This is a genomic window from Nonomuraea longispora, assembly GCF_004348345.1.
GTDB lineage: Bacteria > Actinomycetota > Actinomycetes > Streptosporangiales > Streptosporangiaceae > Nonomuraea > Nonomuraea longispora.
In genome coordinates, this window is sequence record NZ_SMJZ01000405.1 from 1 (window position 1) to 1,998 (window position 1,998).

General features: G+C 75.2%; 2 protein-coding genes. Both read right to left on the bottom strand.

The features are described from left to right. Positions 1-17 precede the first annotated feature (17 nt). Positions 18-1,142, bottom strand: coding sequence for a DUF58 domain-containing protein (locus E1267_RS43525; protein ID WP_132342136.1), 1,125 nt, complete (start codon positions 1,140-1,142; stop codon positions 18-20). Continuing rightward, on the bottom strand, positions 1,139-1,998 hold an 860-nt coding region (locus E1267_RS45210; protein ID WP_165960133.1), incomplete at its 5' end, for a fibronectin type III domain-containing protein. The genes E1267_RS45210 and E1267_RS43525, both read right to left, overlap by 4 nt.

Below are 1,998 nucleotides of genomic sequence, written 5' to 3' on the forward strand. Positions count from 1 at the left end.
GGGTCCCGGAGGGGTGGTCAGCGTGGCCATGCCGCCGCCAGTTCGTCGAGGTCTGCGGCTTCGAGTACGGTCACGCCCGCCGCGGCCGGCGGCCCGCCGTGCCGCGGGTCCCCTACGCGGACGAACAGCACCTGGTCGAAGCGCCGCCGCACCGCAGCCGCGTCGGCCAGCGCCGCGTACGTGCCGCTGACCAGCACCAGCGCCCCGCCGGAGCCGGCGTGGCGGAGCACCTGCAGCGGCGGCTCGGCGCGCGGCCCCCGCTCGACCAGCGCGAGCCGGTCGAGCACCTCCTCCGCCTCGCCGGGGGAGCCCTTGGCGTGCAGCAACTCCCTCTCCCCGGTGAGCAGCCGCACGGGGAAACGGTCGCGGGTCACCGCGCAGGCCACCGACGCCGCCACGTCCACGGCCAGCTCGAACTCGTCGTCCCCCTCGTAGGCCGAGTGACGGGTGTCGAGCACGGTGACGGTGCTGGGCAGGTTGACGTCGGTCAGTTCCTTGACCATGAGCACACCTGTGCGGGCCGTGGAGCGCCAGTGCACGTGACGCAGGTCATCGCCGATCACGTAGTCGCGCAGCCCGTTGAAGCCGACCGCCCCGTTCGGCGCGGACCTGGAGGCCAGGCCGTCCAGGTGGCGCCGCCGCCCGGCGTGCAGCGGCCGGAGCGGCACCGTGCGCGGCCGGACGAGCAGCAGGTCGGGCCGCCCGTACGCGACGGAGCGGCGGGCCAGGCCGAACGGGTCGGTGCGGTCGAGGCGCAGCGGCCCGACGGGGGTCTCGCCCCGCCGCCGGGTGGGCAGCCGGTACGACATCGTCCGCGCCGTGTCGCGGGCCAGCGCGGGCACCTCCACGGCGACCGACGTGCCCCGGCAGGTGTCGCGGGCCACCAGCCCCGCGTGCCGCCACCGCCCGGTGTTGCGGACGTGCAGGAGCGCCACCGCGGGTTCGCCCCGCGCCACCTTCCCCGGTGTCACCTCGCGCCGCACGTCGAGGCCCGCGCCCCTGAGCGTCCACAGCGCGCCCGCGCCCACGGCGGCGATCCCGGCCATCGCCAGCACCGCCGCCTGCGCGTACCCGAACGGCGCCCCCACGGTGTAGACCAGCGCCGACGCGGCGGCCAGGCCCCAGCCCGCCCTGGTGATCATTCGCACTCCCAGAGCGGGGCGGCGGGGAAGCCCCCCTTCGGGGTGTCCATGAGCACGTCGTTCAGCCAGCCGCTGCCCCTGCTGGACTCGACCTTGTTCCAGACGTTGCTGCTCATGCCCGTGTCGGTGTCGGTGTAGGGGGCGCCTCTCTGCTGGCAGATGACGGTCATGGTGATGTACTCGCCCTTGGGGATGCGTCCCGCCTCGCCGCCCGGCCCCGGTCCCGGCCGGATGAGCGTGTTCCTGTGGTCGTTGTTGGCGTTGCGGAACTGGGCGGTGGGCGGCCGCAGGTCGGCCGTGGCCTCCGCGCGCTCCTCGCTCTCGCCGGCCTCGTTCTTCGCGCGCAGCGTCCACGTGTAGGACTGGCCGTTCCTGAGCCCGGTGACCTCGGCGCCGGTGCCGCGAGGGTCGGGCGGATGGTTGCCGGGGCCCTCCAGCGTGTACGTGACGCCGTCCTTGGCGTTCTCCGGGGGCGACCAGGTGAGGTCGGCGCCGTGGTTCTTGCCCTTGGCGGTGAAGCCGGCCGGTTTGCCGGGCGCGACGCAGGGGCGTACGGGGATCGACGGCTCGGAGACCACCTCGCCGCCGTCGTACTCGGCGGCGACCTTGAACGTGTACTCCTGGTCGCACCGGCCGCCGTTGACCCGGAACTGGAACGGGCCGTCCGGCCTGACCCTCTCGGGGGTGACGTCCGCGCCGGGAGGCGCCCCCTTCAGCGAGTAGCCGGTGGCCTCGCCCTCGCCGGAGGGGGTGAAGACGACCTCCATCCAGCCGGGGCCCGAGTTGGCCGTGACCGAGCCGGGAGGGCCGGGGGTGCGCGTGGGCGTCGGCGTGGGCGTCGGCGTGGGCGTCGGCG